27 protein-coding genes are annotated in these 26,963 nt (G+C 64.6%); 16 read left to right on the top strand and 11 right to left on the bottom strand.

Annotated elements, in window-relative coordinates:
- The first annotated feature begins 5 nt into the window (after positions 1–5).
- Positions 6–833: a DMT family transporter gene (locus LHL23_RS10650; RefSeq protein ID WP_226429841.1), complete on the top strand. Its 828-nt coding sequence runs from the start codon at positions 6–8 to the stop codon at positions 831–833.
- Here the strand turns inward: LHL23_RS10650 and LHL23_RS10645 are convergent.
- On the bottom strand, positions 813–1,427 hold the full coding sequence (locus tag LHL23_RS10645) for a nicotinate-nucleotide adenylyltransferase (protein WP_226429840.1): 615 nt from the start codon (positions 1,425–1,427) through the stop codon (positions 813–815). The two genes, LHL23_RS10650 and LHL23_RS10645, sit on opposite strands and share 21 nt — an antisense overlap.
- Before the next feature lie 157 nt (positions 1,428–1,584).
- Between LHL23_RS10645 and LHL23_RS10640 the strand changes: the two genes are divergently transcribed.
- From LHL23_RS10640 to LHL23_RS10610, 7 genes are all read left to right on the top strand, one after another.
- Positions 1,585–2,646: a peptidoglycan-binding domain-containing protein gene (locus LHL23_RS10640; RefSeq protein WP_226429839.1), complete on the top strand. Its 1,062-nt coding sequence runs from the start codon at positions 1,585–1,587 to the stop codon at positions 2,644–2,646.
- A 225-nt stretch (positions 2,647–2,871) separates the two neighbouring features.
- On the top strand, positions 2,872–3,561 hold the full coding sequence (locus tag LHL23_RS10635) for an imm11 family protein (RefSeq protein ID WP_226429838.1): 690 nt from the start codon (positions 2,872–2,874) through the stop codon (positions 3,559–3,561).
- Between the two features lie 299 nt (positions 3,562–3,860).
- The gene (gene ettA, locus LHL23_RS10630) at positions 3,861–5,516 is read left to right on the top strand and encodes an energy-dependent translational throttle protein EttA (RefSeq protein ID WP_226429837.1); all 1,656 of its coding nucleotides are present in this window, start codon (positions 3,861–3,863) and stop codon (positions 5,514–5,516) included.
- Positions 5,517–5,611: 95 nt separating this feature from the next.
- Complete coding sequence (locus LHL23_RS10625; RefSeq protein ID WP_226429836.1) at positions 5,612–6,301, top strand: DUF4145 domain-containing protein; 690 nt, start codon at positions 5,612–5,614, stop codon at positions 6,299–6,301.
- Positions 6,302–6,501: 200 nt separating this feature from the next.
- Complete coding sequence (locus LHL23_RS10620; protein WP_226429835.1) at positions 6,502–6,876, top strand: eCIS core domain-containing protein; 375 nt, start codon at positions 6,502–6,504, stop codon at positions 6,874–6,876.
- Positions 6,877–7,010: 134 nt separating this feature from the next.
- Positions 7,011–7,241, top strand: coding sequence for a hypothetical protein (locus LHL23_RS10615; protein WP_226429834.1), 231 nt, complete (start codon positions 7,011–7,013; stop codon positions 7,239–7,241).
- Between the two features lie 159 nt (positions 7,242–7,400).
- Complete coding sequence (locus tag LHL23_RS10610; RefSeq protein ID WP_226429833.1) at positions 7,401–7,622, top strand: hypothetical protein; 222 nt, start codon at positions 7,401–7,403, stop codon at positions 7,620–7,622.
- Positions 7,623–7,709: 87 nt separating this feature from the next.
- Here LHL23_RS10610 and trxC read toward each other — a convergent pair whose 3' ends face one another.
- Positions 7,710–8,135, bottom strand: coding sequence for a thioredoxin TrxC (gene trxC, locus LHL23_RS10605; protein WP_226429832.1), 426 nt, complete (start codon positions 8,133–8,135; stop codon positions 7,710–7,712).
- 169 nt (positions 8,136–8,304) lie between these two features.
- Here trxC and LHL23_RS10600 point away from each other — a divergent pair, with 169 nt between their 5' ends.
- Together LHL23_RS10600 and LHL23_RS10595 are read left to right on the top strand one after the other, a co-directional pair.
- Positions 8,305–8,877: a L,D-transpeptidase gene (locus LHL23_RS10600; protein ID WP_222481806.1), complete on the top strand. Its 573-nt coding sequence runs from the start codon at positions 8,305–8,307 to the stop codon at positions 8,875–8,877.
- A gap of 230 nt (positions 8,878–9,107) precedes the next feature.
- Positions 9,108–9,317: a cold-shock protein gene (locus LHL23_RS10595; RefSeq protein ID WP_222481805.1), complete on the top strand. Its 210-nt coding sequence runs from the start codon at positions 9,108–9,110 to the stop codon at positions 9,315–9,317.
- Positions 9,318–9,369: 52 nt separating this feature from the next.
- Here the strand turns inward: LHL23_RS10595 and LHL23_RS10590 are convergent, their stop codons facing one another.
- Positions 9,370–10,011 carry an arylesterase gene (locus tag LHL23_RS10590; protein ID WP_226429831.1) on the bottom strand — a complete coding sequence of 214 codons (642 nt, stop codon included), beginning with the start codon at positions 10,009–10,011 and terminating at the stop codon, positions 9,370–9,372.
- A 48-nt stretch (positions 10,012–10,059) separates the two neighbouring features.
- Here LHL23_RS10590 and LHL23_RS10585 point away from each other — a divergent pair, with 48 nt between their 5' ends.
- Both LHL23_RS10585 and LHL23_RS10580 read left to right on the top strand, forming a co-directional pair.
- On the top strand, positions 10,060–10,764 hold the full coding sequence (locus LHL23_RS10585; protein ID WP_226429830.1) for an ABC transporter ATP-binding protein: 705 nt from the start codon (positions 10,060–10,062) through the stop codon (positions 10,762–10,764).
- Entirely contained in the window at positions 10,761–13,286 is a 2,526-nt protein-coding gene (locus LHL23_RS10580) for an ABC transporter permease (RefSeq protein ID WP_226429829.1), read from the top strand. Before LHL23_RS10585 ends, LHL23_RS10580 begins: the two co-directional genes overlap by 4 nt.
- 19 nt (positions 13,287–13,305) lie before the next feature.
- Here the strand turns inward: LHL23_RS10580 and LHL23_RS10575 are convergent, their stop codons facing one another.
- Positions 13,306–13,755 (bottom strand): RrF2 family transcriptional regulator, encoded by a 450-nt coding sequence (locus LHL23_RS10575; protein ID WP_222481801.1) that lies wholly within the window; start codon positions 13,753–13,755, stop codon positions 13,306–13,308.
- A gap of 101 nt (positions 13,756–13,856) precedes the next feature.
- On the opposite strand from LHL23_RS10575, the gene LHL23_RS10570 reads away from it, so the two are divergent.
- Together LHL23_RS10570 and LHL23_RS10565 are read left to right on the top strand one after the other, a co-directional pair.
- Positions 13,857–14,429: a gamma-glutamylcyclotransferase family protein gene (locus tag LHL23_RS10570; protein WP_222481800.1), complete on the top strand. Its 573-nt coding sequence runs from the start codon at positions 13,857–13,859 to the stop codon at positions 14,427–14,429.
- On the top strand, positions 14,426–15,619 hold the full coding sequence (locus tag LHL23_RS10565; protein WP_226429828.1) for a DUF2254 domain-containing protein: 1,194 nt from the start codon (positions 14,426–14,428) through the stop codon (positions 15,617–15,619). The genes LHL23_RS10570 and LHL23_RS10565 overlap by 4 nt, the downstream gene beginning before the upstream one ends.
- Before the next feature lie 82 nt (positions 15,620–15,701).
- Here the strand turns inward: LHL23_RS10565 and gltX are convergent, their stop codons facing one another.
- The 4 genes from gltX to LHL23_RS10545 form a co-directional block, all read right to left on the bottom strand.
- Positions 15,702–17,027 (bottom strand): glutamate--tRNA ligase, encoded by a 1,326-nt coding sequence (gltX, locus tag LHL23_RS10560; protein ID WP_226429827.1) that lies wholly within the window; start codon positions 17,025–17,027, stop codon positions 15,702–15,704.
- 162 nt (positions 17,028–17,189) lie between these two features.
- On the bottom strand, positions 17,190–17,618 hold the full coding sequence (locus tag LHL23_RS10555; RefSeq protein ID WP_226429826.1) for a DUF1801 domain-containing protein: 429 nt from the start codon (positions 17,616–17,618) through the stop codon (positions 17,190–17,192).
- Positions 17,619–17,772: 154 nt separating this feature from the next.
- The gene (locus tag LHL23_RS10550) at positions 17,773–19,104 is read right to left on the bottom strand and encodes an NAD(P)/FAD-dependent oxidoreductase (protein ID WP_226429825.1); all 1,332 of its coding nucleotides are present in this window, start codon (positions 19,102–19,104) and stop codon (positions 17,773–17,775) included.
- Between the two features lie 179 nt (positions 19,105–19,283).
- The gene (locus tag LHL23_RS10545) at positions 19,284–20,942 is read right to left on the bottom strand and encodes an NAD+ synthase (RefSeq protein ID WP_226429824.1); all 1,659 of its coding nucleotides are present in this window, start codon (positions 20,940–20,942) and stop codon (positions 19,284–19,286) included.
- A gap of 182 nt (positions 20,943–21,124) precedes the next feature.
- Between LHL23_RS10545 and LHL23_RS10540 the strand changes: the two genes are divergently transcribed.
- Entirely contained in the window at positions 21,125–22,546 is a 1,422-nt protein-coding gene (locus LHL23_RS10540) for an MORN repeat-containing protein (RefSeq protein ID WP_226429823.1), read from the top strand.
- A gap of 45 nt (positions 22,547–22,591) precedes the next feature.
- On the opposite strand, the gene LHL23_RS10535 is transcribed toward LHL23_RS10540, so the two are convergent.
- Positions 22,592–23,257, bottom strand: a complete 666-nt coding sequence (locus LHL23_RS10535; RefSeq protein WP_226429822.1) for a pyridoxamine 5'-phosphate oxidase family protein — start codon at positions 23,255–23,257, stop codon at positions 22,592–22,594.
- 95 nt (positions 23,258–23,352) lie between these two features.
- Here LHL23_RS10535 and pdxR point away from each other — a divergent pair, with 95 nt between their 5' ends.
- On the top strand, positions 23,353–24,735 hold the full coding sequence (gene pdxR, locus LHL23_RS10530; RefSeq protein ID WP_226429821.1) for a MocR-like pyridoxine biosynthesis transcription factor PdxR: 1,383 nt from the start codon (positions 23,353–23,355) through the stop codon (positions 24,733–24,735).
- A gap of 79 nt (positions 24,736–24,814) precedes the next feature.
- Here pdxR and LHL23_RS10525 read toward each other — a convergent pair whose 3' ends face one another.
- Both LHL23_RS10525 and LHL23_RS10520 read right to left on the bottom strand, forming a co-directional pair.
- On the bottom strand, positions 24,815–26,359 hold the full coding sequence (locus LHL23_RS10525) for an alanine/glycine:cation symporter family protein (protein WP_226429820.1): 1,545 nt from the start codon (positions 26,357–26,359) through the stop codon (positions 24,815–24,817).
- 21 nt (positions 26,360–26,380) lie between these two features.
- Positions 26,381–26,815, bottom strand: a complete 435-nt coding sequence (locus LHL23_RS10520; RefSeq protein WP_222481790.1) for a universal stress protein — start codon at positions 26,813–26,815, stop codon at positions 26,381–26,383.
- Between the last annotated feature and the right edge of the window lie 148 nt (positions 26,816–26,963).

The raw sequence follows: 26,963 nt of genomic DNA, 5'->3' as shown, positions 1-26,963 counted from the left end.
CAGCCATGTTCCAAGCAGTACTCCTCATGTTCGCGGCCATGTCAATGATCCCCGCAGGCGACCTGTGCGGGAAACTGCTGACCGGCGCCGGCCTGGCCACGCCGGCCTTTGTCGCCTGGTCGCGGTTTGCCATCGGCACCGCGCTGATCCTGCCCTTTGTGCCGCGCCGGGCGTTCTCCCTGCTGGGCGACTGGCGGCTGTGGCTGCGCGCCGGGCTGCTGACCGGCGGCATCTTCTCGATCCAGCTGGCCCTGCAGACCGAACCGCTGGCCAATGTCTTTGCCGCCTTCTTCATCGGCCCGGCGGTCAGCTACGTGCTGTCGGTGCTTCTGTTGCGCGAGCAGGCAACCGGCCTGCGCAGCCTGCTGATGGCACTGGGGTTCCTGGGCGTGCTGATGGTGGTGCGGCCGGGGCTTGGCGGCTCGGTCAATCTGCTGTGGGCGGTGCTGGCGGGCTGCTTCTACGGCGGCTTCCTGACCAGCTCGCGCTGGCTGGCGCATGTCGGCACGCCGCTGGAGCTGAGCCTGACCCAGCTGCTGCTGTCGGCCCTGCTGATGCTGCCGCTGGGCCTCGCCAGCCTGCCGGAGTTCACACCCTCCATCGCGGCACTGACGGTGGGGAGTGCGGCGTTCTCGATGATGGGCAACCTCTTGCTGCTGTTTGCCTATGGCCGGGTGCAGGCGGTGAAGCTGGCGCCGATGGTCTATTTCCAGCTGGTCGCCGCGGTCGGCCTGGGCTGGGCAGTGTTCAGCCAGCTGCCGGACGCCTGGACCTGGGGTGGGCTGGCGGTGGTGCTGTCGGCCGGGCTGGCCTCAGCCCTCCTGCGCCGCTGACCAGCCGCCGCGGGCGCGGATTTCCGTCGAGCTGGCTTCCACCATCGGCAGGTTCACAAAGCACCAGGCGGGGCTTTCCGCCCGCGCCAGAAGGTGGCTTTCGCTGCCTTTCAGCATCGCATGGCGGTAAATCCGGGCTGCCGGGGAAAACCGGGACGAGATCCGGTCGCCGGGACGCGCCAGCACACCGACGGGCACCGTGTCCAGGATCTGCTGCCAGTCTTTCCAGCGGTGGAAATGGGTCAGATTGTCGGCCCCCATCAGCCAGACAAAGCGCACGCCGGGATGGCGGCGGCGCAGGTGGCGCAGGGTCTGGGCGGTGTAGCGGGTGCCCAGCGCGGCCTCGATGCCGGTGATGTGGATGCGCGGGTGCCGGATCAGGTCCTCTGCCGCTGCGATCCGCCGCTCCAGCGGCGCCGGCTGGCGCGCCTTCAGCGGGTTGCCGGGCGACACCAGCCAGAACAGGTGGTCAAGCCCGAAGCGCTTGAGCGCCGCATGGGAAATCGCCGCATGGCCGCGGTGCGGCGGATCAAAGGATCCCCCCAGCAGCCCGACACTGTGGCCCGGGCGGATATGCGGCAGCTTGCAAACCATGAACGCCTTGATGCGCATAGTTTCCGGCTGAGATCAATCGCCACCCGCGGCGGCGGCGCACAACCCTGCGCAGATTGCCTGAAACACCGCTTTGGGTGTAGAATTTTGTTGCGCGGGCATTGTTCCTGCCCCGCTGTTTCCAAATTGCGAGTTCGCCATGGTTGCCAAGCTTTCCGCCTCCGTCGGGCGCAAGGGCAAGAACCTGCCCGAAGACGTCAAAGCCGTACAAGAATTGCTGAATGCCTTTGCAGGCCAGTCCGGGATCAAGAAGCTCAAACCCGACGGCACCCCGACGCCGGTGCTGGAAAAGATGATCGGCCAGTTCCAGCAGGAGGTCTGCGGCTTCAAGCCCGACTACCGCATCGACCCCGGCAAGAACACCATCAAGAAGCTGAACGCAGGCCCCGGCAAGGCCAAGGCCGAGAAGAAGGCGCAGGCAAAACAGGACGAAAAGGCCAAGGAGGAAGCCAAGGCCAAGGCCGTGAAGGCCGCCAAGGACGCCCTGGTGAAGGAGGCCAAGTCCAAGTCGCTGGACAAGGGCGGCTGGGCACCGCTGCTGGACGAGATCGAAGAATACGCGGTCTCGCTCTACGACAGCTATTTCGCCAAGGGCGAGAAGAAGGGCGAGGACGCCCAGAAGGCGGCCAAGCAGGCGGCGGAAAAGGCGGCCAAGGAAGCCCAGAAGAAAGCCGCGGAGAATGTCGTCAAGACCGTCGAGTCCGAGGGGCTGCGCAAGCCCGGCAAGCTGACCGGCAAGACCCAAGGGGTGAAGAAGAAGATCCTCGATGTCCTTTACGAAGTCTCATCATTCTACGGCGTGCCCATCCATGTGGTGTCCGGCCTGCGCGACAAGAAGGCCCAGGCCAGCGCCATGTACGGCGGCTGGAACAGCCACCTGAAGCGCGGCAAAATCTATTCCTACCTGAAGAACAACGAGGATCTGCGGCTGGAGCTGGACGGGTTCGTGCAGGCCAAGGACAAGAAGGGCTTCATCGAGTGCATGTTCAAGAAGGCGAACTGGAAATACATCTCGCGCCACCTGTCGGGCCAGGCGGTGGATGTGACCACCCGCACCGACCCCAAGATCATCAAGGCGCTGTCCACCTGCCTGCGCTACCTGGCGGAAAGGAACAGCGAAGGCATCAAGTGCCACCACTTCGACAACCGCAAACTGATCTACCCGGTGCCGGACAGCGTCAAGAAGAAGTGGAAGCTGTGAGGGGAAACCTCCGCGGGACGCGAGGGCAGCGCCTGTCCGCGGGTGGACGCGAAGCGCCCGCCCGGTTTTATCTTAGATAATCCTGCGGCTTGATGGCCGGCAGCCGCAGCCTGCGCTGCCCTCGGGACGGTATTGGATCGGACCTTGCCATCCCCGGCGGATCAGGGTCTTGTTCGCGCATTTACGTTGTTGCCTGCATCAGCCGGCCGTTCTTGGAGACTTTGAATGAAGTGTTATTTGATCGGGATGGACTTCGAGCCGGATATGCCGATGTTCTACAGTTGGTCTAGGAGCACCTCGCGTGAAGACGTGTTCCGGCTGCCATTGCCACGGGACGAATGGGTGCCAAGACGGGACATCAGATTCGAAAGTGGCGGAGTGCACTCTTACGGTGCAATTCTGAAGGGCGGCCGCCTAACAGAAACGACCAAACAGGAATTGGCGAAATTGCACTGTGTTGTGCAATCCCAGTCCGGGGCCGCTCGTGAAACGATCGACAGCTTTTCGGTAATCCTTTACAATTTTCCGCTGGTGAACAGCCGCCTGAAATCAGCCCTGGAAGACAGTTTCGCCGGGACTTTCGAATTCGCAGCGGTCGAGCAAGTTTGGAACGAAGTCCATGACAGCCCCCTGCCGGGCGGCCCCTACCACATGGCGAATCTTTTGAAGCGCATTGACAGCTGGGACAAGGAAAGATCCGTCATCCACTCTGTCACGCGCAAGGACGGCACGACCTTCAACACGACAAACATCTCGAAAAGCGCACTTCTGGAGAGCGCGCTGGAGAACGCGTCTATCTGGCGGGACTCTGTCACGAGCGACGTTCTTTGCACAGAAGCCTTCCGTGACTTTGTAACCGAAGTTGGCTGTGCAGGCTGGTCGTTCCGAGAAGTTTCCGTGACCCCGGACAAGTAACTGCACTTTGCCGGGCGTAACACGGGCAAAACACAAGGCCCGGGGCCGACCTTGGGAAGGCGCGAAGGCGCCTGACCGTGGGGAAGGTCAGGCGCGGGCCGTGCCGCTGCGCGCCTCGTCCCAGGGGACTCGTTGCACCTGATCTGAAAACAACCAAACAGCACCACCCGGTGCACAGAGGGTGCACAGCCGGTGTACGGATGGCACCCCCTTGCGCAGGCCTGCTTCCCGCATTGCCCCGCCGCCGCCCATCCGCTATCACTCCCGCCAGCGAATTTCCCCCTTAACGGAGCGAGCACATGGCCTCCTACCAGTACGTCTACCACATGCAGGGTGTCTCCAAGACCTACCCGGGTGGCAAGAAATGCTTTGAAAACATCCACCTCTCCTTCCTGCCCGGCGTGAAGATCGGTGTGGTCGGCGTCAACGGCGCCGGTAAGTCCACGCTGATGAAGATCATGGCCGGCCTCGACAAGGATTTCACCGGCGAGGCCTGGGCGGCTGAGGGCGCCAAGGTCGGCTACCTGCCGCAGGAGCCGCAGCTGGATGAGAGCCTGACCGTGCGCGAAAACGTCATGCTGGGCGTGCAGGCCAAGAAGGACATCCTGGACCGCTACAACGAACTGGCGATGAACTACTCGGACGAGACCGCCGAGGAGATGGCCAAGCTGCAGGACGAGATCGACGCCCAGAACCTGTGGGACCTGGACAGCCAGGTCGACGTGTCCATGGAAGCGCTGCGCTGCCCGCCGGATGATGCGATGCCCGCCAACCTGTCGGGCGGTGAGCGCCGCCGCGTGGCACTGTGCAAGCTGCTGCTGGAAGCGCCCGACATGCTGCTCCTCGACGAACCGACCAACCACCTGGACGCCGAGACCATCGCCTGGCTGCAGCAGCACCTGATCGACTACAAGGGCACCATCCTCTGCGTCACCCACGACCGCTATTTCCTGGATGACATCACCGGCTGGATCCTGGAACTGGACCGCGGCCGCGGCATTCCCTACGAGGGCAACTATTCCGCCTGGCTGGAGCAGAAGGCGAAACGCCTGGAGCAGGAAGCCCGCGAGGACAAGGCTAAGCAGAAGACCCTGGAGCGCGAACTGGAATGGATGCGCCAGGGCCAGAAAGCCCGCCAGGCGAAGTCCAAGGCGCGTATTGCCGCCTATAACGAGATGGCCTCGCAGAGCGAACGCGAGAAGGTCGGCCGCGCCCAGATCGTCATTCCGAACGGCCCGCGACTGGGTTCCAAGGTGATTGAGGTTACTGGCCTTGCGAAACACTACGGCGACAAGCAGCTGATCGAGGGCCTCGACTTCTCGTTGCCGCCGGGCGGCATTGTCGGCGTGATCGGCCCCAACGGCGCCGGTAAATCAACCCTGTTCAAGATGCTGACCGGCCAGGAGCAGCCCGATGTGGGCAGCGTGGAATACGGTGATACCGTCAAGCTCAGCTATGTCGACCAGTCGCGTGATGACCTCAATGACAACGACACCGTGTGGGAAGCGATTTCCGGCGGCGCCGAGATCATCGAGCTGGGCGACGCGCAGGTCAATTCCCGCGCCTATTGCTCCTCCTTCAACTTCAAGGGCGGCGACCAGCAGAAGAAACTGTCGCTGCTGTCCGGCGGTGAGCGCAACCGCGTGCACATGGCGCGGCTGCTGAAAGAGGGCGGCAACGTGCTGCTCTTGGACGAACCGACCAACGACCTGGATGTGGAAACCCTGCGGGCGCTGGAAGACGCGCTGGTCGATTTCGCCGGCTGCGCCGTGGTGATCTCGCACGACCGTTTCTTCCTCGACCGGATCTGCACCCACATCCTGGCCTTTGAGGGCGACGCACATGTGGAGTGGTTCGAGGGCAACTTCGAGGACTACGAGGAGGACAAGAAGCGCCGCCTGGGTCCCGACGCGCTGGAACCCAAGCGGTTGAAGCACAAGAAGTTTGTGCGGTGACATAGATATTAGTAGGGGAAGCGAGGCAAGCTTCCCCTTTTTTTCTTTGAGGTATGCATATGAAATGGAAATGCCCCTATTGCAGTCATGCTCAGGTGGTAACTCAACAAAACTTTTCTCATAAGCAGGTTGGTTTTGACACCATCGAAGCAGATGTTGGGCACCTCGGAATTGATGCCGTTGCCATTGTCTGTGTGAATCCAGACTGCGGGAAAGCTGCGATCAATTTGTCGGTCTGCACTGCATATAAAGATCACTATGGCCAAGTTTGCTTAAGAAGTGAGCCTGATAGATTGCTCTCGAGAAGGCTTATGCCAGATCATTCTGCACATCCCCAACCTGACTACATTCCTGCCCCTCTTGTGGAAGACTACATTGAAGCATGCAATATAAAGGACTTAAGCCCAAAAGCATCCGCAACACTTGCACGAAGATGTCTTCAAGGCATGATCCGCGACTTTTGCGGCATTTCGAAACCCACGCTTTTTAAGGAGATCGAAGCGCTAAAGAAGTTGCTGGACGAAAGCAACGCGCCCAAAGGTGTTTCCGCAGACAGTGTCGAGGCAATAGACCATATCCGGCAAATCGGAAACATCGGCGCTCACATGGAAAAAGATATCAACGTCATTATTGATGTCGACCCAGAAGAAGCGCAGGTTTTGATTGAGTTGATCGAAACGCTGTTTGAAGAGTGGTATGTCGCGCGTCACAAACGCGAGGAGCGATTTGCACGTGTTAAAACTATAGCTGACGAAAAGGCAGCTCAGAAGCTAGTTTCGCAGTAATAACACAAGGCCCGGGCCTGACCTTGGGAGGGCGCGAAGGCGCCTTCCCCGGGGGGAAGGTCAGGCGCGGGCCGTGCCGCTGCGCGCCACGTCCCAATAGAGTAAGCCCCGGTAATTTTACCCTTTCCTCGTCCTGCGCTACCCTCACCACGGGCGCCTCCCGCGCCCGTTGTTGGTTAAAGCGTTGGAAAGGATCCCGCATGGCCCTGAAACCGGAAGACGTGAAGGCACAGGTCGAAGCCCTTGGCGGCAAGAAGGCCAAGCGCAAGAAGCTGAAAACCGAACCGGAAGGCACCAAGGGCAAGAAGCTGCCCGGCGATGTGCGCAAGGGGCTGGAGGCGCATTTCTCCAAGGCCAAGCTCGCCAAGGTGCAGGTGCATACGGGCGGCAACGCCAAGGACGTCTGCAAGGAGCTGAAGGCCAAGGCCTTCACCGTGGGCAACGACATCTACTTCATGAAACCGGGCGATGCGAAGAAACCCGATCTGCTGGTGCATGAACTGGCGCACGTCCTGCAGCAGGGCAAGGGCCGGATGCCCAAGGCCAAGGACGGCCAGGCGCTGACCTCCAAATAGGTACAGCGGATTTTACGGACAGCGCGCATTTCTGCCACATTCTTAACGCTTTCCTAACGCATTTCACCGGACAATGATCCGTGACGCAGGTGAGCACGCACGCCGCCTTGCACGTATAGGTGTTGGAGAGACCCATGGCTTGGGCTGGTATTTTCCTGGGAATGATTGCGGGTCTGGCCGCGGCAGTGCTGAGTTTTGCCATCGGCGGCCTGCCGCTGTGGGCGAGCCTGCTGATGTACCCGGCGGCCGGCACCGCGGTCGCAGTGGCTGTGATTGCCGTCCTGGTCTGGCGCAGCTTCCTGGACGGACCCGACGGGCAGGAGCATCCGCGCAGCCGGTCCGAAAGCACCGCCTGGACTGCCTGATCGCCGCCCGGCCGCGCCGCCGCGCGGCATACCACCTTCGGAATAGCCGCCCTGGGGCCAATCACCCCTAAAGAGCACCCCCGTCTAGCCCTTCGCACAATTGTTTCGCCCCGCGCCGCTCCGTATCCTGTCTGAGGAGGGGGACACAGGGGGACCGGCATGATGGCCTGGGTCTGTGTGGTATTGGCGATGCTGGCCAGCCTGACGCTGACCGTTGCCGCTGCCTTGACCGGCAGCTGGCCGCTGTGGGTACTGCTTCTGATGTATCCGGCTGTGGCCTGCATGCTGACGCTGACAGGCCTGGCTTGGCTGATGCGGCGCACCGGCGGTTCCGGCACGCGGGGGGCGCGCGCGGAACCGGACAGCGGCAAGGCCCCCTGACCCCTGCCCGCTAACCCCCGGCCTGCAAACCCACTGCCTGCAAACCCGCTGCCTGCCAGCCTCTGCGGAAAACGCCGCAGCCGGCGCTCAGCCGCGCAGCCAGGCCACGATCTGCCCGGACCGCATTGCGCCTGCCTGGCGCTTCCTTTCCCGGCCGCGTTCAAAGGCGATCAGCGCCGGAATGCCGCGGATCCGGTAGCGGGCGCCGGTGGAGGGATGGTCCTGGGTGTTGAGCTTGACCAGCCGCGCGGTGCTGCCCAGCGCCTTCGCCGCCTTGGCAAATTCCGGCGCCATCATCCGGCAGGGCCCGCACCACGGCGCCCAGAAATCCGCCACCAGCATCAGATCGTCGTTCTGCACCGCCTTTTGCAGCGTCGCCGGGTCCACCTCCACCGGCTTGCCCGGCATCAGCGCAGCGCCGCAGCTGCCGCATTTCGGCTTCTGGCCGAGCTTCTCTTCCGGCACCCGGTTCAGCTGGGCGCAGGTGAGGCAGGTAAGGGTCTTGGCGCCCATGACGGCTCCTTTGGCTGTTTCCCCCGGTATAGCCGCCAAAGGGGCCGGGGCAAGCCTGCGGCGGCCACCGGTGCAACAGTTTATTTTGCATCTGCCGAAACCCGTTGACCGCTCGGCGCCGCCGCCGGAAGATGAGGGGGAGTTGCAATTGACGTTCGGAGGTTTGGCCATGTTTTCACGCCGGAAAATGCTGAGCACAGGCACCGCAGCGGCTGCGGCGGCGCTGCTTCCGCTGCCCGCGCTGGCCCGCAAGAAGGACCCTGCCCCGTTTGATCCCACCCCGCAGGAGGTGCGCATCCGCAAGGATTTTGCGCCCGGCCAGATCCTGGTGCTGCCGCGCTCCTACTACCTCTACTTCGTGACCGACAAGCGCAAGGCGGTCCGCTATGGCGTGGGGGTCGGCAAGGCCGGGCTGGAGTTCACCGGACGGGCGGTGATCGAACGCAAGAAGGAATGGCCGACCTGGCGCCCCACCGACGAGATGATCGAGCGCGACCCGCGGGCCTATGCCAAATTCGTCGACAATGACTACATCCAGCCGGGCGGGCCGGACAATCCGCTGGGCGCGCGGGCGCTCTATCTGTTCCAGAACGGCATCGACACCTATTTCCGCATCCATGGCACCAACCAGCCGCAAACCATCGGCCATTCAGTGTCGAACGGCTGCATCCGGATGATGAACGAGCATGTGGTGGACCTGTACGAGCGGGTGCCGCTGGGGACGGTTGTGACTGTGCTATAGACGCACAAGTGACGGCTCCTTAGGCGCTCTGCCGCCGGAATCTGCCCCGGAACCCCGCGTCACAGCGCATTTTTCTTGCACCAGAGGGGATTCGCACCCAATTCTGTCACGGCGATGTTACGCGAATGCCATCACTGTACCCTTCACGGCACGGTCATGACCATCTGCAAACCTTGCCGGACTGCCGCATAAGCGGGCAGAGAACTGAGACGACTTAGGAGAAGACGACGATGGCCACTGGCACCGTCAAATGGTTCAACACCACCAAAGGCTACGGCTTTATTGCACCCGAAGATGGCGGCAAGGACGTATTTGTCCACATTTCCGCTGTTGAGCGCTCCGGCCTGACCGGCCTGGCGGACAATCAGAAAGTGACCTATGAGCTGCGCGCAGGCCGCGACGGCCGTGAATCCGCAGTGGATATCGCGCTGGTCTCCTGATCCCCTGATCTGCACCGAGATTATCAAACAGCCCTGACGGACGGGGCTGTTTTCACTGGCCTATCGCCGCCGTCAGCTGCAGGGCCGCCGGGCCGATCGCGGCCACATTCAGCGCAACGCCCTGGGCGTTGGGGTGGATGCCGTCGTCCTGCATGAACGCTTGCGCCGCCGCCGGGTCGTTGTCCGCTGCTGCCGCGATGCCGGCAAAGGCGTCCGGGTGCAGCACCGCGCCGTACTCGGCTGCAAGTTCCGGGTAGATGGCGTCAAAGGCCTGCTTGTAGTCCGGGCCGTAGTTGCGCGGCGCCTTCATTCCAATCAGCAGGGTTTCGATCCCCCTGTCCTGCGCGGTTTGCAGGATGCGGGTCAGGTTGGCGCGTGCCTCCTGCGGCTCAAGCCCGCGCAGCATGTCATTGCCGCCCAGCAGAACGATCAGCCCGTCAGGATTGTCCGACAGCGTCCATTCTGCGCGCTCCGCGCCTCCGGCGGTGGTGTCGCCTGAGACCCCCGCATTCTGCAGCACGACCTCGGCGCCGTTCTCGTTCATCCAGCGCTCCAGCTGCGGCACCAGCCCCTGGCCCTGCGGCAGCCCGTAGCCCTGCACCAGGCTGTCGCCCAGGGCGGTAATCCGCAGCGGTTCCGCCCAGGCGGGGGTGGTGAAAAGCAGCAAACTCAGCAGTGCCAATGTCTTGCGCATCGCCGCAAACACTCCATATCCGTTAGGTGCATCCAACAGGCAGGCCCGATGACCGATCAAAACAGCCCCGTTCTGCATCTCTTAGATGCGAGTTTGACCCTGAATAGCAATACCGGCCCGGTGGAGATTTTACACGGCATCTCGCTGGACGTGCGGCAGGGGGAGACATTGGGGCTGGTGGGGCCGTCCGGATCGGGCAAGTCGTCGCTCCTGATGCTGATGGGCGGGCTGGAACAGGCGACCGGCGGCGCGGTCACTGCCCTGGGCCAGGACCTGACCGCGATGGACGAGGACGCGCTGGCGCGGTTCCGCCGCAACAACATGGGGGTGGTGTTCCAGAGCTTTCACCTGATCCCGACCATGACCGCGCTGGAAAACGTGGCGACGCCTTTGGAGCTGGCAGGCGTCAAGGATGCCTTTCCCCGCGCCCAGGCAGAGCTGGAAGCGGTAGGATTGGGCCACCGGGCGGGCCATTTCCCTGCGCAGATGTCGGGCGGCGAGCAGCAGCGGGTGGCGCTGGCGCGCGCCCTGGCGCCGCGGCCTGCGATTCTGCTGGCGGATGAGCCGACCGGCAACCTGGATGAGGCCAATGGCGCCGCGGTGATGGACCTGCTGTTTGGCTTGCGCGACCGCTATGGCGCAACGCTGGTGATGGTCACCCACGCGCCGGAGCTGGCATCACGCTGCGACCGGGTGGTGCGGCTGCGCGACGGGCGGGTGGATGACGCCGCGGCCCGCGAGGCCGCGGAATGAATGCCGCCGCCTTCCGCCTCGCCTGGCGCTTTGCCCTGCGGGAGCTGCGCGGCGGCCTGAAGGGGTTCCGCATCTTCCTCGCCTGCCTGGCGCTGGGGGTCGGGGTGATTGCCGCCATCGGCTCGATCCGCGCGTCGATCGAGACCGGACTGGAGCGCGAGGGCGCCACCATCCTGGGCGGCGATGCCGAGCTGAATTTCACCTACCGCTTTGCCACTGAAGACGAGCGCGCCTGGCTGGAGCGGACCGCGCTGCGCCATTCCGAGATTGCCGAGTTCCGCTCCATGGCCACCGTGGGCGAGGAGCGCGGACTGACCCAGGTGAAGGCGGTGGATGGTCTCTATCCCTTGAAAGGCGAGATCAAGCTGGCGCCGGAGATGCCGCTGGACGCCGCGCTGGCGGGTGCGGACGGGCTGCCCGGTGGCGTGATGGACCGGGTGCTGGCGGACCGTTTGGGGCTGCAGCCGGGGGATACCTTCCGGCTGGGCACCCAGGACTTCCGCCTGATGGCGATGATCGCGCTGGAGCCGGATGCGGCCGCTTCCGGCTTTGAGCTGGGGCCGCGCACGATGGTGCGGACAGCGGACCTGGGGCAGTCCGGCTTGCTGGAGCCCGGCACCCTGTTTGACACCAAGTACCGGATGGAACTGCCTGCGGGCAGCGATCTGGCCGCCCTTCAGGCGGAGGCAGAGGGGCTGTTTGAAACCACCGGCATGCGCTGGCGCGATGCACGGAACGGCGCACCGGGGATCACGTCCTTTGTCGAGCGGCTGGGCGGGTTTCTGGTTCTGGTGGGGCTTTCCGGCCTGGCGGTGGGCGGGGTTGGCGTCTCTGCTGCCGTGCGCGCCTATCTGGCGACCAAGACCGCCACCATTGCCACCCTGCGCACGCTGGGGGCGGAGCGGCAGACAATTTTCCTCACCTACTTCCTGCAGATCGGCGCGCTGACGCTGGTCGGGGTCGGCATCGGGCTGGTTCTGGGCGGCGTGCTGCCGCTGCTGCTGGGGCCGCTGATCGCGGCGCAGCTGCCTTTCCCGGCAGTGTTTTCGCTCTACCCCTCGGCCTTGGCGGAGGCCGCGATTTACGGCGTGCTGACCGCCTTCATCTTTGCCCTGTGGCCGCTGGCGCGGGCGGAACGCATCCGCGCGGCCTCCCTGTTCCGGGATGCCTTTGCCAGCCGCACAAGGCTGCCTGCCCCGCGATATTTGCTGGCGACCGGATTGGCGCTGGCGGCGCTGGTGGGGCTGGCGGCCTGGTTCAGCGGCTCGGCGCAGCTGACGCTGTGGACCGCGGGCGGGCTGATGGGGGCGCTGATGGTGCTGCTGGTTGCAGCGCTGGGGATCGGGTTTCTGGCGCGCCGCGGCACCGGGGCGTCGCGCGGGCGACCTGCCCTGCGGTGGGCGCTCTCGTCCATTGGCAGCGCGCGTGATGGTGCCGTGCCCGCGGTGCTGGCGCTGGGGCTGGGGCTGACGGTGCTGGCCGCCATCGGCCAGATCGACGGCAACATGCGCCGGGCGATTGCAGGCAATCTGCCGGATGTGGCGCCGAGCTATTTCTTTGTTGATATTCAGCGCAGCCAGATGCCTGCCTTTCTGGAGCGGGTGGAGAACGACCCCTCCGTCACGCGGGTGGAAAACGCGCCGATGCTGCGTGGGGTGCTGACCCGGATCAACGGACAGCCCGCCACCGAGGTTGCGGGCGATCACTGGGTGGTGCGCGGCGACCGCGGCATCACCTATGCCGCCGCCCAGCCGGAGGCGACGGAGGTCACGGCGGGCACGTGGTGGCCGGAGAATTATTCAGGTGATCCGCAGATCAGCTTTGCCGCCGAGGAGGCCGAGGAACTGGGGCTCAAGCTGGGCGACACGCTGACGCTGAACATCCTGGGCCGCGACATCACCGGCACCATCACCAGTTTCCGCAACGTGGATTTCTCCACCGCCGGAATGGGGTTTGTGATGGTGCTGAACGAGGCCGCGCTGGCGGGCGCACCGCACAGTTTCATCGCCACCGTCTATGCCGAGGAGCAGGCAGAGGCGGCGATCCTGCGCGATCTGGCGCGGGAAATGCCGAATATCACCGCGATCCGGATGCGCGATGCCATCGACCGGGTGTCGGACATCCTGCGGCAGCTGGCGGCGGCCACTGCCTATGGCGCGGCGGCGACGCTGCTGACCGGGTTCCTGGTGCTGTTGGGCACCGCGGCTGCGGGGGAGCCTGCAAGGCGGTATGAGGCGGCGCTGCTGAAAACACTGGGCGCGCCGCGCAAGCAGATCCTGGCAAGCTTTGCCCTGCGCGCAGCCCTGTTGGGCGCGGCGGCGGGGCTGGTTGCCTTGGCCGCGGGCATTGCCGGGGCCTGGGCGATCAATGCCTATGTGTTCGAAACCGGCTATGCGGTGATCTGGCCCAATGCGCTGATGGTGATCTCAGGCGGGGTGCTGACGACGCTGCTGGCCGGGCTGGCCTTTGCGCTGCGGCCGCTGGCCGCCAAGCCCGCCCGCATCCTGCGTGCACGCGAATGACCGGATCTGCGGTGCGCGCCTAGCGGGCGCCGCAGGAGACCGGCTGCAAGAGCCGCATCAGGTCGTGGTTGTCGCAGACCAGCGCCTCAAGCGAGATATCGTCCAGCGAGGCATAGAAAGCCTGCGCCGCATCCGCCAGCGCCACCTTGAGACGGCAGGCATCCGACAGCGGGCAGGTGTTGTCCGCGTCGGCAAAGCACTCCACCATCGGCAGGTTGCCCTCGACATCGCGGAACACGTCGCCGATGCGAATCTCTGCCGCGGGCTTGCCCAGGTTCATGCCGCCGTTGCGGCCGCGCTGGGTGGCGAGGTAGCCGAGCTGGCTGAGCTGGTTGATCACCTGCGCCAGATGGTTTTCCGAGATATTACAGCACTCTGCAATCTCGGCCTTGGTCACCAGGCGGTCTTCATGGGCGGCGCAGTACATCAGCAGCCGCACGGCAATGTTGGTCCTTTTGGTAATGCGCATGGGTCGCTCCCGCAGCTAAGATGCATCGGTTATTGCACAAAAGCGGAAAAAGCAGTTTGACATACATCAATAACCGGAAATGCGGCTGAAAGGCGCTAGAAATGACCGCTCCTTACTTCTTTGGCTATGGCAGCCTGGTGAACACAGCGACCCATTCCTATGGCGGCGCGGCGCCCGCCCGGCTGCGCGGCTGGCGGCGGGCCTGGGTGCATACGTCCTTGCGCGAGGTGGCATTCCTGACCGCTGTGCCCTGTGCGGACAGCGAAATCGACGGGCTGATCGCCGAGGTGCCCGGCGGCGACTGGGCGGCGCTGGACGAGCGCGAGTTTGCCTATGAGCGGCTGCCTGCCTCTGACAGGGTGCAGCACGGGCTGAACGGCAGCCCCGAGATTTCCGTCTATGCGGTGGCGGCGGACAGGCAGAACGGCGTCACCGAGCGCCACCCGGTCCTGCTCAGCTATCTGGATGTGGTGCTGCAGGGCTATCTGCGGGTGTTCGGAGAGGCCGGGCTGAAGGGGTTCGTGGAGACCACCGACGGCTGGGATGCGCCGATCCTGGACGACCGTGCGGCACCGCGCTACCCCCGCCACCAGGCGGTTGCGCCGGCGGAGCGCAAAATGTTCGATGAACTGATCGACAGCACCGGGGCGCGCCGCATAGTCTGGGGGCCATGATTGAAAAGCTATTGCTGCACCTGGGCCGGATTGCGCGGCAGCTCTGGTTCCGGGTTGTCCTGATTTCCCTGATTTCGGTGCTGGCGCTGCTGCTGGCGCCGCTGGCGAAACCGCTGCTGCCGGATAACCTGAGCAAGGACTTCGGGCGCGAGGCAGTGCTGCCGGTGCTGACGATCCTGGCGTCGGGCATGCTGGCGGTCACCACCTTTTCGCTGAACGTCATGGTCAGCGCCTACCGCGCCGCCGCTGCAATGGCGACGCCGCGGGTCTACCGGCTGCTGCTGGAGGACACCGTCACCCACAGGGTGCTGGCCACCTTTGTCAGCGGCTTCATCTATTCGCTGAGCGCGGTAATCCTGTTCCGCGCACGCTATTTCACACCTGAAGGCGCGCTGGTGGTTTTCGGGCTCACCATCATCGTGGTGGTGCTGATCGTCGGCGCCATCCTGCGCTGGATCGATCATTTGTCGGGCCTCGGCAGCATGGACCACACCCTGCGGCTGATAGAGGACCGCACCCGCACCAGCCTGAAAGCGCGGATGGACAAGCCCTGCCTCGGCGGCCTTTGCGCGCGTGAAGACGCCAGACCCGCGGACGCCGTGGACATCCCCGCCGCCGAAAGCGGCTTTGTCCGCTATGCCGGGCTGTCGCGGCTCAATGAGCTGGCGGAGGAGGCCGGCACGCAGATCACCCTGGCGCGGGCGCCGGGGGAATACATCCTGCGCGGCCAGCCGGTGGCCTGGGCCACGGCCGGGGACAATGATTTCTGCAAGGCGGCCTCTGCCGCGATCGACATCGGCGACGTGCGCAGTTTCGACCAGGACTCGTCCTTTGGCCTCACCCTGCTGGCGGAGACCGCGCAGCGGGCGCTGTCGCCCGGCGTCAATGATCCCGGCACCGCGGTGGAGGTGATGGGGCGGCTGGAACGGCTGTTGTGGGAGAACATGCCTGCGGATGAGACCAGCGATACCCGCGAGGCGGATTATCCGAATGTCAGCATCCCGCCGGTCACCGCCAAGCATCTGCTGCGCTGCGCCTTTCCGCCGATTGCCCGCTGCGGCAGCGACTCGCCTTCGGTGATGCGCTGGATGGAGAAGTCGCTGGATGCGCTTGGCGGCCATCCGAATCCGGACATGGCCAAGGCGGCCAAAGAAATGTGCCAGGAGGTCCGGGACGGCCGCTGGGGCTGACCCGCCCGCACCCGCCCCTCCCGGACAGAAAAAGGCGGCGCCATCAGGCACCGCCTTTATTTACATCAGGATGTGTCAGGCGTCAGCCGCGGGCGCGCACGGTTTCCATCAGCGCCAGCAGGGCGGACATGTCGGGGCCGCGCTCCATGCCGGTGACGGCTTTGCGCAGCGGCATGAACAGGCCCTTGCCCTTGCGACCCGTCGCCTCTTTCACCGCAGCGGTCCATTTACCCCAGCTTTCGCTGTCGTAGGGGCCTTCGGGCAGCATCGCCATCGCCTCGGCGATGAAGTCCTTGTCCTCATCCGCGACCAGCGGCTCGGCGCCGTCGCGGCAGAGCTCCCACCAGCCCGCGAGATCCTTGAGCGTGGTGATGTTTTCCTTGGCCATGTCCCAGAAGGCTGCCTGTTTCTCAGCCGGAACGCCCAGCGCGTCCACATGGCCTTGCACGGCCTCCAGCGGCAGCGACTGCAGGTGGCGGGCGGTCAGCGGATAGAGATCCTCGACATCGAACTTGGTCGGCGCAGCACCAAAGCGGTTGATGTCGAAACCGTCGATCAGCTCTGCCAGTTCGGAGCGCAGCTCCACCGGGTCGGAGGAGCCCAGGCGCGCCATCAGGCTGAGGAGCGCCATCGGCTGCACGCCGGCCTCGCGCAGGTCGCGCAGCGCCAGGGTGCCCAGGCGCTTGGACAGCGCCTCGCCCTGCGGACCGGTCAGCAGCGAGTGGTGGGCGAAAGAGGGCACGGAGCCGCCCAGCGCCTCGATGATTTGGATCTGGGTGGCGGTGTTGGTGACGTGGTCGGAGCCGCGCACCACATGGGTCACGCCCATTTCGGTGTCATCGACCACCGAGGCCAGGGTGTAAAGGAACTGGCCGTCGCCGCGGATCAGCACCGGGTCGGAGACCGAGGCCGCGTCGATGGAGATGTCGCCCAGGATGCCGTCGGTCCATTCGATGCGCTGATGGTCCAGCTTGAAGCGCCAGACGCCGTCGCCGCGCTCGGCGCGGAGCGCAGCTTTCTCGTCATCGGACAGGTTCAGAGCGGCACGGTCATAGACCGGCGGCTTGCCCATGTTCAGCTGCTTCTTGCGCTTCAGGTCCAGCTCGGTCGGGGTCTCGAAGGCCTCGTAGAAACGGCCGATCTCCCGCAGCTTTTCCGCCGCAGCGACATAGCGGTCGAGGCGCTCGGACTGGCGCTCCACCTTGTCCCAGGTCAGGCCCAGCCACTCCAGATCCTGTTTGATCGCATCGACGTACTCTTCCTTGGACCGCTCCGGGTCGGTGTCGTCGATGCGCAGGATGAAGGTGCCGCCGGCTTGCCGGGCGATCAGGTAGTTCATCAGCGCGGTGCGCAGGTTGCCGACGTGGATATAGCCGGTCGGCGACGGGGCAAAACGGGTGGTGGTCATCACGAGTCTCCTGTTGCCCTGCCCCTTGTCACATGGGCCGCGGTTTGTCCAGTTTCGCGAGGGTTAAAGCCCCTTTGGCGCGTCCTCTCCCCTCCCGGCGGAACAGCCGCCATCCGGGCAGCGGGACGCGCGCTTTCGGGGAAAGGATGAGAGCGCCGCGTGCTACTGCGGCTGCACCGGCCAGATCGCGTCCAGATCCTTGAGGCCCGCGCGGATCAGCTCGCCCAGCACATCGAGGTCGATATCGGCAAGCCTGTTCACATAAAGGCAGCTTTTGCCGAGCTTGTGCTTGCCCAGGCGGGCCAGGATGCCGCCGTAGTCCTGATAGCCCGGCATGATGTAAATGGAATGGCGCGCCTTGCGCGGGGAAAACCCGGTGGCCAGGTAGTCGCCTTCCCGGCCGCTGGCGTAGCGGTAGTGATATCGGCCGTAGCCGACGATGGACGGTCCCCACATTTGCGGCTGATACCCGGTCGCGTTGCGGAACAACCGGTCCAGCTCCTGCGCCTCGACCGCCTTTCGCTCCGGCTCCACCGATTGCAGGAAGTCTTCGACGCTGGCACTCGTCGGGGCTGTCTTGTTCTGGCTCATCTGCCCGCCCTCCTGCTGTGAGGATAGCGCGGCGCGCGGAAATGTATAAGGGTTTGCGCCGCCGCCCTTGCGCGCGACCGGTTCCGCAAAGCCCCGCCGCGGCGGCGCCCGCAGGTGCTGCCAGGCTGCCAGCTGAGTGGGCACCCTGCGCTGATCAATAGCCGGTTTGCGGCCCGTATTTGCTGCCGTCCAAGAACCGGGAAAGGCGGAATTCGCGCGCGTCGACAACCGGGGTGCTGCCGGTGACAAGGTCAGCAGTCAGCCGCCCTGCGGCGGGGCCGATGCCGAAGCCGTGGCCGGAGAACCCGGTGGAGACAAACAGCCCGGGCAGGCTGTCCACCTGCGAAATCACCGGGATCGCATCCGGGGTCACATCCATCAGCCCGGCCCAGCTTTGCACCACGTCGGCGCCCTGCAGCACCGGGAAGGCCTTTTGCGCGGCGGCCCAGCCGCTCTTCAGCGCTTTCTGCGAAGGGGCCGGGTCCAGAACGCGGCACTGTTCAAAAGGCGTGGTGCTCTGCGGGTCCCAGCGGTGCGCCTGGGCGGCCTCCTCTGCCCAGCGGCCGGAGATGCGGAACTGCAGCGCCCGCCATTCCTGGCGCAGGCTGGGCAGGTATTTCCACCCCAAGCGGAAACTGTCGGGAACGATGTCGACCACGTTTTCCATTGCATCCGACACCGTGTAGCCGCCATCGGCCCGTTTGCGCAGGCCGAGATTGCCGCTGCGCACCGCGGTTTCCGGCCCGCCCTGCATCGGCGAGGTGCGCAGCACCGAGTTCAGCACCTTGAGCTGCGGCAGGTTCACGCCCGCATTGCCCAGGAACAGCCGCGACCAGGCGCCGCCGGCAACGACAACGGCGGAGCAGGCAACACGGCCGCGTTCTGTCATCACGCCGCTGATCCGGCCCGCAGCGGTTTCCACGCTGCGCACTGCGCATTCGCTCATCACCCTGGCGCCTGCGGCCTGTGCCGCAGAGGCAATCGCATGGGTTGCCAGCTGCGGCTCGGCGCGGCCATCCATCGGAGTGTGAAGCGCAGCGTGTACCTTGGTCTGATGCCCGGGCATCAGCTGCGCCAGCTGATCTCCCCGCACCATGCGGGCGCCCTGCTCCCAGCCGTCGAGGTTGCGCAGCCAGCGCTCCAGCTGGGCCTCCCGCTTGGCGGTTTCCGCGGTGTAGAGAATGCCGGCGCGGGTGAAACCCGTTTCCTGCCCGGTGCGTTCCACCAGCCCCTCCCACAGGCGCAGCGATTCCGCCATCAGGGGAATTTCGCGCGGGTCGCGGCAGGCGATGCGCACCCACCCCCAGTTGCGCGAGCTCTGCTCGCCCGCGATCTGCCCCTTTTCGCACAGCAGCACGGAATAGCCGCGTTCAGCCAGCTCCAGCGCAGTGCTGCAGCCAATGATGCCGCCGCCGATAACCACGGCGTCGACGGCCTTGGGCAAGGCCAGATCGGATTGGAAATGAGGCAGTCTGGGTCCGGGCATAAGGGCATCTATGCCCGGTGCCAAACCGCCGGTCCAGCGCGCATGCGACACGCACTGCGCCGCATTACGCCATTGTGATTTTTGCGCCGCATATCAGGGTATTGCCGCCGCCGGAAGCGACACAGCGCCATCTCAAAATGCGCGAAAACGCCAGCGCTATCAGATGGTTAGAACAATACTTAGGACGGGTCGCGCCAGCGGTTCACGATCGGATAGCGGCGGTCCAGCCAGAACGCGCGCCGGGTCAGCCGGGCACCGGGGGCGGACTGGAAGCGCTTGTATTCGCTGATGTAAACCAGATGCTCGACCCGCTTGGCGGTATCGCGGTCATATCCCGCCGCAACGCAATCTGCGATTGAGCCATCCTGATCGACCAGAATGTCCAGAATTGCGTCGAGCTCAGGATAGTCCGGCAGGCTGTCGCTGTCCTTCTGATCCTCGCGCAGCTCGGCAGTGGGCGGCTTGTCGATCACGTTGGGGCGGATCACCTCGCCCGCCGGCCCCATCATCCAGGGGCGGTGGTTGGCATTGCGCCAGCGGCAGGTTTCGAACACGCGGGTCTTGTACAGATCCTTGATCGGGTTGTAGCCGCCGTTCATGTCGCCATAGATGGTGGCATAGCCCACCGCGACCTCGGACTTGTTGCCTGTGGTCAGCAGCATTTCCCCGAACTTGTTGGACATCGCCATCAGCAAGAGGCCACGCAGGCGGGACTGGATGTTTTCCTCCGTCAGGCCCGGCTCCATCCCTTCGAACAGCGGCGCCAGCGTGTTGGTGATGGCAGCGCGGCCCTCGGAGATCGGGACATAGTCGTAATGCACGCCCAGCGCCTTGGCCACGGCTTCGGCATCGTCGAGCGATTCCCGGCTGGTGTACTCAGAGGGCAGCATCACGCAGCGGACGTTTTCGGCGCCGATGGCATCGACGGCAATGGCGGCGACAATGGCCGAGTCCACGCCGCCGGACAGGCCCAGCAGCACCTTTTTGAAACCGCTCTTGCGCAGATAGTCGCGCAGCGATTCCACCATCACCCGGTAGTCCTGCTCCCACTCATCCGGCAGATGCGCCTTCTCGCCCTCGACCGCGCGCCAGCCTTCATCGGTGCGTTCCAGATCGAGATGGGCATAACATTCGTCGAACACCGGCATCTGCAGCGCCAGTGCACCGCCCGGGTTCAGGACGAAGGAGCCGCCGTCGAAGACCTGGTCATCCTGGCCGCCCACCATGTTCAGATAGATCACCGGCAGGTGGGTTTCGACCGCGCGCGCCACCATGTGGTTGAAGCGCACTTCCATCTTGTTGCGGAAATAGGGCGAACCGTTGGGGATCAGCAGGAACTCTGCGCCGGTCTCGGCAAGGGTTTCCGCCACATCCTCGTGCCAGCCGTCCTCGCAAATGGGGGAGCCGATGCGGGTGTTGCCGACCGCATAGGGGCCGCCCAACGGGCCTGCATTGAAGATCCGCACCTCGTCGAACACGGTTTCATTGGGCAGGTGGTGCTTGAGGCTGCGTGAGGCGATCTTGCCGCCTTTCAGGATCAAATAGGCGTTGTAAAGCTGGGCGCCCTCGACCCAGGGGCTGCCGATGGCCAGCGCCGGGCCGTCGGCGCAGTCCGCTGCCAGTTTCTCCACCTCGGCAATGGCGGCGGTGTGAAAGGCCGGTTTCATCACCAGGTCCTGGGTATTGTAGCCGGTGATGAACATTTCCGGCAGCGCCACCAGATCGGCGCCGGCCTTGCGGCCTTCCTCCCAGGCGGCGCGGGCCTTGGCGGCGTTGCCTGCCAGATCGCCCACTGTCGGGTTCAGCTGCGCCAGTGTCACGCGGAAACGGTCTGCCATGCTGCTTGGGCCCTTTGCAAATATCCTCCCTCAGCCATTTACCAGATTGACCGCCAAGGAAAAGGGCAAGGGCGGCAGGCCAGGGAAAAGACATTGCGGCCCCGCCTGCGGTAGCTTAGTTTCCGGGCAAGCAACCCTAAATGGCAGCAGCACCGTAATTCCTGGGCAGGCAGAGGTTTTGAATGACCCGTTTCGGCACCGCATTCGCGCTTTCCACACTCCTGGCACTGGCCGCCCCGGCTATTGCGCAGGAAGGCGAGGTCATCACCACCCAGGACGAGATCGGCGGCGTCTATGAGGGCACCTTCCGCAACGGGCTGCAGCATGGCACCGGCACCTACAAGCTGCCGAACGGCTATGAATACACCGGCGAATGGGTCGACGGCGAGGTGCGCGGCCAGGGCGTGGCGCGGTTCCCGGACGGATCGGTCTATGAGGGCGAGTTCGCGCAGGGAAAACCGCACGGGCTGGGCAAGCTGACCCGCGCCGACGGCAGCACCTACGAGGGCGGCTGGCAGGACGGGCAGATCCATGGCGACGGCACCTCTGTCTATGCCAGCGGCGTGCGCTACCAGGGCAGCTTTGCCGATGGCAAACGGCACGGCAAGGGCGTGATGACCTCGCCCGACGGCTACACCTATGACGGTGACTGGGTGGAGGGCCGCCAGGAAGGCCTGGCCAGGATCACCTATGCCGAAGGCACCGTCTATGAGGGCTCAGTCGCGGATGGCCAGCTGCAGGGCCAGGGCAAGCTGGAGACATCCGACGGGCTGGTCTACGAGGGCGAATGGGCCGCCAGCCAGATGCACGGCACCGGCAAGCTGTCGCAGCCCAATGGCGACATCTACGAGGGCGAGCTGCAGAAAGGCCGCCGTCACGGCACGGGCAAGCAGACCTATGCCAATGGCGATATCTATGCCGGCGACTTTCTGAATGATCAGCGCCACGGCACCGGCACCATCACCGAGAAAGACGGATACAGCTATACCGGCCAATGGGTGAAGGGGCAGATCGAGGGCAAGGGCAAGATGATCTACCCCGACGGCTCTGTCTATGAAGGCGATTTCCGCGATGACCTGGCCGAGGGCAAGGGCAAGATCACCTATCCCGACGGCTCCACCTACGAAGGCGACTGGGTGGCCGGGGTGATCGAGGGCGAAGGCACCGCCACCTACCCCAGCGGCATCATTTACACCGGCGGCTTCAAGAACGCCAAAAACGACGGCCAGGGGGTGATGACCTATGCCGACGGCTACCGCTACGAGGGCGGCTGGCAGGACGGGCAGCGCCACGGGGAGGCCACGGTGACTTATGCGGACGGGTCGGTCTACACCGGCGAATTCGCCGATAGCCAGCGCCACGGGCAGGGCAAGATCGTGATGCCCGACGGTTTCACCTATGAGGGCGAATGGCGCGAAGGCAAGATTTACGGCCAGGGCGTGGCGACCTATGCCAATGGCGACGTCTATGAGGGCAGCTTTGTCAACGGCAAGCGCCAGGGACCGGGCACGATGAGATACGCCAGCGGCCAGCAGGCGGACGGCACCTGGGAAAACGGCGCGCTGGTCACCAGCGGGACCGGGGACGCCGCCCAGACCGAGTAAACCGGAATGATCAAAAGGCGCGCCAGGACGGCGCGCCTTTTCATTTCAGCCGATGCGGATGCGGCTCAGGTGGTCGGGCATCGCCACGCCCTCCAGATTGGCCGGATCGGGTTGCGGCGGCTTCAACTCCAGCCCCATCGGCACCACGCCGGCCCAGATCGGCAGGGCGTAGTCTTCCTCGTCATCCTTGGGCGGGCCGGAGCGGATCTTGGCGGCGCCTTCCTCGATCGGCATCCTGAGCACCGCGGTTGCCTTCAGCTCCTGTGCGTTCATCGGGCGCAGGGTCTCCCAGCGGCCAGGGAAGATACGGTCCACCATCGCCTTGAGGCTGGCAGCCTTGGCGTCCTCATCCGCGACCTGCCCCGCCACCCCGAACAGCATCGCAGAGCGGAAGTTGACGGAATGATGGAAGGCGGAGCGCGCCAGAACGTAGCCGTCCATGCAGGTGACGGTCAGGCAGACCTCTGCCCCCGCCATTGCCCGGATTGCGCGGCTGGCAGCGGAGCCGTGCCAGTAGACATGATCCCCCTCGCGCCATTGCAGGGTCGGCAGCACCGACGTGGCGCCATCGATCTGGTAACCGATATGGGCCAGCGGCATGGCGTCGAGCACTTGGTAGACACTCTCGCGGTCATAGAGCCCGCGCTCGTGGGCGCGGCGCAAACGGCTGCGGCCGGACTTCAGGGCTGTTGCTTCTTCGGGTTGGCGCATTGGCTGACCTCATGTTTCTTGTTGTTCCCGGTGACGGATATGCGCAAACTGGATTGTGATTAACTTCCAGTTTTTAACAAAATGAACAGTCCAGTATGATTGACCTCTCCAGCCTGCTGTCCAAGCGCAGCGCAGAGCCTGTCTATCTGCAGATCGTTGCGGCGCTGCGCCGCCAGATCAGCGGCGGCGGCCTGGGCATCGGCACCCGCCTGCCCTCTTCCCGGGCGCTGGCGCAGGATCTGGGGGTGGCGCGCTCCACCGTGGTGACGGCCTATGACCAGTTGGTGGCCGAGGGCTTCGCCGAGGCGCGGCGCGGCGCCGGGATCTTTGTCTGCGATGTGGCGCCGATCCGGCCGCCGGAGGTTCCGTCCAGCTCCGTTGCGGCGGTGCCGCCGCCAGCGCCCGGCATGCTGCTGCCCGGGGTGCCGGATCCTGGGGTTTTTCCGGCCCGCCCCTGGGCGCGCTGTGTTTCACGTGTGGCAAGGATGGACCCGCTGAGCCTGAGCCATCAGGAGGATGCCTTTGGCGACCCGGACCTGCGGCGCGAGATTGCAGCCTATGCGGCGCGCTGGCGGGGCATCGCCAGCAGCGCAGAACAGGTGCTGGTGACCAGCGGCGCGCGCGAGGCGCTGGAACTGGCGATGGAGTTTCTGGTCGGCGGCGAGGATATCGCGCTGGAGGCCCCCGGCTTTACCCCCACCCAGCGGTTTGCGCAGGCCCGCGGCTGGCAGGTCCGCTGGCTGCAGGCAGGCGCGCGCGGGGCTGAGGTGCCGCGGCAGATGGCCAGGGTGACGCTGCTGACGCCCTCGCATCAGTTCCCGCTTGGGGGCACCCTGCCGGTGCCGCAGCGGCAGGCCTTTCTGCAGGCTGCCAAGGACCGGGGCGGCTGGATCATCGAGGATGATTTCGACAGCGAGTTCCGCTATGGCGGCCAGCCGGTGCCAGCGATGGCTGCGCTGGACCGCGAGGGGCGGTGCATCTACGTCGGCACGTTTTCCAAGACGTTTTCCCATGCGCTGCGACTGGGCTATGCAATTCTGCCGCCGGCGCTGGTGCCGCAATTCCGGTCACAGTTCATCCATCCCAGCGCAGGCGCCGCCATCACCGCGCAGCGGCCGCTGGCTGAGTTCATGGCATCGGGCCAGTATGACCGCCACATCCGCCGCGCCCGCAGGCTGTATGCGGAACGCTATGCCGCGGCGGCTGATGCGCTGGCGGGCTGGCCGGAGACCCTGGGGCATTTCCATCGCCACAATGCCGGCATGCAGATCGCCTTTCACCTGAAGGGGGCGCAGGACGACACCGAAATCTGCCGCCGCGCGGCAGAGGCGGGCTATGGCGTGCGGCCGCTGTCGCCGCATGATCCGGAAAAGCAGTGCCGGGGCCTGCTGATCGGGTTCTGCCAGTCACAGGCCGATACCCTGCCCGGCCAGATCGCCGGGCTGCGCCGGATCGTGGAGGACTGCGTCAAGCTGTAAGCGAAAAAGAAGAAGGCCTCCCCGGATATCCGGAGAGGCCTGTTTTTTTCAGTTTCGTCTGCGGTCAGGCCAGGGCCTGTCAGACGAATTTCTTGATCTCACCCGACTTCAGGCGCGACAGGTAGCTGTTCAGCTCTTTCTTGACGATCGGCATCAGGAAGTAGAGCGCGATGATGTTAACCACCGCCATGGCAAAGATTGCCGCGTCGGAGAAGTCGATCACCGGGCCGAGGTTGGCCGCCGCGCCGATCACCACGAAGATGCAGAAGATCACCTTGAACACCAGTTCGGTGGTCTGGCCTTCGCCGAAAAGGAAGGTCCAGGCCTTGAGGCCGTAGTAGGACCAGCTGATCATGGTGGAGAAGGCGAACAGGATCACCGCCAGCGCCAGCACGTACTGGAACCAGCCGAAGGCCGAGGAGAAGGCCGCCGAGGTCAGCGCCACGCCTTTGTTGCCGTCAACGGTCTGAATGGTGCTTGCGCCTTCATCCAGCAGGTAGAGGCCGGTGTTCGGGTCCTGGATCAGCTGACCGGTGATGATGATCACCAGCGCGGTCATGGTGCAGATCACCACGGTGTCGATGAAGGGTTCCAGCAACGAAACGAAACCTTCGGTGATCGGCTCCTTGGTGCGCACGGCGGAGTGGGCGATGGCTGCGGAGCCGACGCCGGCCTCGTTGGAGAACGCCGCCCGCTTGAAGCCCTGGATCAGCGCGCCAACCATGCCGCCGGCGATGCCTAGGCCGGTGAAGGCGCCTTCGAAGATCTGACCGAAAGCCCAGCCGATCTTGTCCGCGTTCATTGCCAGGATCACGATCGCGGCTGCGACATACATGACGCCCATGAAGGGAACCACTTTTTCGGTCACACGAGCGATGGATTTCAGGCCGCCGACGATCACCGCAAACACCACCGCGGCGAACACGACGCCGGTAATCCAGCCCGGATACTGGCCGACCACATTGGTGATCTGCGCGTGCGCCTGGTTGGCCTGGAACATGTTGCCGCCGCCCAGGGCGCCGAGAATGCAGAACACCGAGAACAGCACCGCCAGGAACTTGCCCATCGGCAGGCCGCGTTCGGCAAAGCCCTTGGTCATGTAGTACATCGGGCCGCCGGAGACGTGGCCGTCTTCGAACTCATTGCGGTATTTGACGCCCAGCGTGCATTCGGTGAACTTGGAGGCCATGCCCATCAGGCCGGCCAGGATCATCCAGAAGGTTGCGCCCGGGCCGCCGATGCCGACTGCCACCGCAACGCCGGCGATATTGCCGAGGCCGACTGTGCCGGAGAGCGCGGTTGCCAGCGCCTGGAAGTGGCTGACCTCGCCCGCGTCATTGGGGTCCGCGTAGTCGCCTTTGACCAGCGCAATCGAGTGCGGGAAGGCGCGGAACTGGATCAGGCCGAAGTAGATGGTGAACACGGTGGCCGCGACAACCAGCCAGGCCACGATCCAGGGGAAGCTGGTGCCGGGAAACGGGCTGAAGATCAGGTTAACGAACCAGCCGGTGGAGCTGGCAAACAGCTCATTGACCCGCTCGTCGACGGATTGTGCCATCGCCGGAGCGGTTGCCGCCAGCAGCAGCGGTGCAGACAGGGCTGCCGCCTTGATTGATTTACTCATGACTGTCCTCTGAGTTTATCTTTACGGAACAATGGTGACCGGGACCGGCGCGGCCTGCGCCAAGGTGCCCGCGACCGAGCCGAACAGCCGCGACGACAGCGCCGAATGGCCGGTGCGGCCGATGATCAGATGGCTGGCGCCGCTTTCCTTGATCACATCGATCAGAGTCTCAGCGATGTGGCCGTACTTCAGCTCTGTGGAAACGGTGACACCGCTGTCCGCCAGACTTTTGCGCACCGGAGCCAGCAGCGCGTCCTCTGCGCGCTTCAGCTCTTCTGCGCGGCGCTTGTGGCGCTGTTCGATCTCTTCCGGGGTCAGGAAGGAATAGGGCGACCAATCCAGCACATGCGCAATCACCAGCTCCGCCCCTTGCGCTTTGGCAAGGCTGACGGCAAAAGCAAGCGCCGATTTGGCGGCCTCGCTGTCGTCATATCCAAGGACAATTTTGTTTGACACTGTTTCCTCCTATCGATGGCGCTTTCTTCTTCAGGAGCGCCGGATCCGGGCCGTCAACGCCATCATCTCTGCCAGCGCAAGCCCCAATAGCCGTTTCCACGCAAAAAATATCGCGGTGCGGACAAACTGCCGCATTGAAACTGCCTGC

The organism is Leisingera sp. McT4-56 (genome assembly GCF_020514995.1).
Classification (GTDB): Bacteria; Pseudomonadota; Alphaproteobacteria; order Rhodobacterales; family Rhodobacteraceae; genus Leisingera; species Leisingera aquaemixtae_A.
Note: the sequence above shows the minus strand (reverse complement) of the source record. Positions and strands in the feature narration are given on the sequence as shown.

Coding starts and splice junctions, on each gene's coding strand:
- LHL23_RS10650 (WP_226429841.1), top strand. CDS start 6: ATGTTCCAAGCAGTACTCCTCATGTTCGCGGCCATGTCAATGATCCCC.
- LHL23_RS10645 (WP_226429840.1), bottom strand. CDS start 1,427: ATGGTTTGCAAGCTGCCGCATATCCGCCCGGGCCACAGTGTCGGGCTG.
- LHL23_RS10640 (WP_226429839.1), top strand. CDS start 1,585: ATGGTTGCCAAGCTTTCCGCCTCCGTCGGGCGCAAGGGCAAGAACCTG.
- LHL23_RS10635 (WP_226429838.1), top strand. CDS start 2,872: ATGAAGTGTTATTTGATCGGGATGGACTTCGAGCCGGATATGCCGATG.
- ettA (WP_226429837.1), top strand. CDS start 3,861: ATGGCCTCCTACCAGTACGTCTACCACATGCAGGGTGTCTCCAAGACC.
- LHL23_RS10620 (WP_226429835.1), top strand. CDS start 6,502: ATGGCCCTGAAACCGGAAGACGTGAAGGCACAGGTCGAAGCCCTTGGC.
- LHL23_RS10615 (WP_226429834.1), top strand. CDS start 7,011: ATGGCTTGGGCTGGTATTTTCCTGGGAATGATTGCGGGTCTGGCCGCG.
- LHL23_RS10610 (WP_226429833.1), top strand. CDS start 7,401: ATGATGGCCTGGGTCTGTGTGGTATTGGCGATGCTGGCCAGCCTGACG.
- trxC (WP_226429832.1), bottom strand. CDS start 8,135: ATGGGCGCCAAGACCCTTACCTGCCTCACCTGCGCCCAGCTGAACCGG.
- LHL23_RS10600 (WP_222481806.1), top strand. CDS start 8,305: ATGTTTTCACGCCGGAAAATGCTGAGCACAGGCACCGCAGCGGCTGCG.
- LHL23_RS10595 (WP_222481805.1), top strand. CDS start 9,108: ATGGCCACTGGCACCGTCAAATGGTTCAACACCACCAAAGGCTACGGC.
- LHL23_RS10590 (WP_226429831.1), bottom strand. CDS start 10,011: ATGCGCAAGACATTGGCACTGCTGAGTTTGCTGCTTTTCACCACCCCC.
- LHL23_RS10585 (WP_226429830.1), top strand. CDS start 10,060: ATGACCGATCAAAACAGCCCCGTTCTGCATCTCTTAGATGCGAGTTTG.
- LHL23_RS10580 (WP_226429829.1), top strand. CDS start 10,761: ATGAATGCCGCCGCCTTCCGCCTCGCCTGGCGCTTTGCCCTGCGGGAG.
- LHL23_RS10575 (WP_222481801.1), bottom strand. CDS start 13,755: ATGCGCATTACCAAAAGGACCAACATTGCCGTGCGGCTGCTGATGTAC.
- LHL23_RS10570 (WP_222481800.1), top strand. CDS start 13,857: ATGACCGCTCCTTACTTCTTTGGCTATGGCAGCCTGGTGAACACAGCG.
- LHL23_RS10565 (WP_226429828.1), top strand. CDS start 14,426: ATGATTGAAAAGCTATTGCTGCACCTGGGCCGGATTGCGCGGCAGCTC.
- gltX (WP_226429827.1), bottom strand. CDS start 17,027: ATGACCACCACCCGTTTTGCCCCGTCGCCGACCGGCTATATCCACGTC.
- LHL23_RS10555 (WP_226429826.1), bottom strand. CDS start 17,618: ATGAGCCAGAACAAGACAGCCCCGACGAGTGCCAGCGTCGAAGACTTC.
- LHL23_RS10550 (WP_226429825.1), bottom strand. CDS start 19,104: ATGCCCGGACCCAGACTGCCTCATTTCCAATCCGATCTGGCCTTGCCC.
- LHL23_RS10545 (WP_226429824.1), bottom strand. CDS start 20,942: ATGGCAGACCGTTTCCGCGTGACACTGGCGCAGCTGAACCCGACAGTG.
- LHL23_RS10540 (WP_226429823.1), top strand. CDS start 21,125: ATGACCCGTTTCGGCACCGCATTCGCGCTTTCCACACTCCTGGCACTG.
- LHL23_RS10535 (WP_226429822.1), bottom strand. CDS start 23,257: ATGCGCCAACCCGAAGAAGCAACAGCCCTGAAGTCCGGCCGCAGCCGT.
- pdxR (WP_226429821.1), top strand. CDS start 23,353: ATGATTGACCTCTCCAGCCTGCTGTCCAAGCGCAGCGCAGAGCCTGTC.
- LHL23_RS10525 (WP_226429820.1), bottom strand. CDS start 26,359: ATGAGTAAATCAATCAAGGCGGCAGCCCTGTCTGCACCGCTGCTGCTG.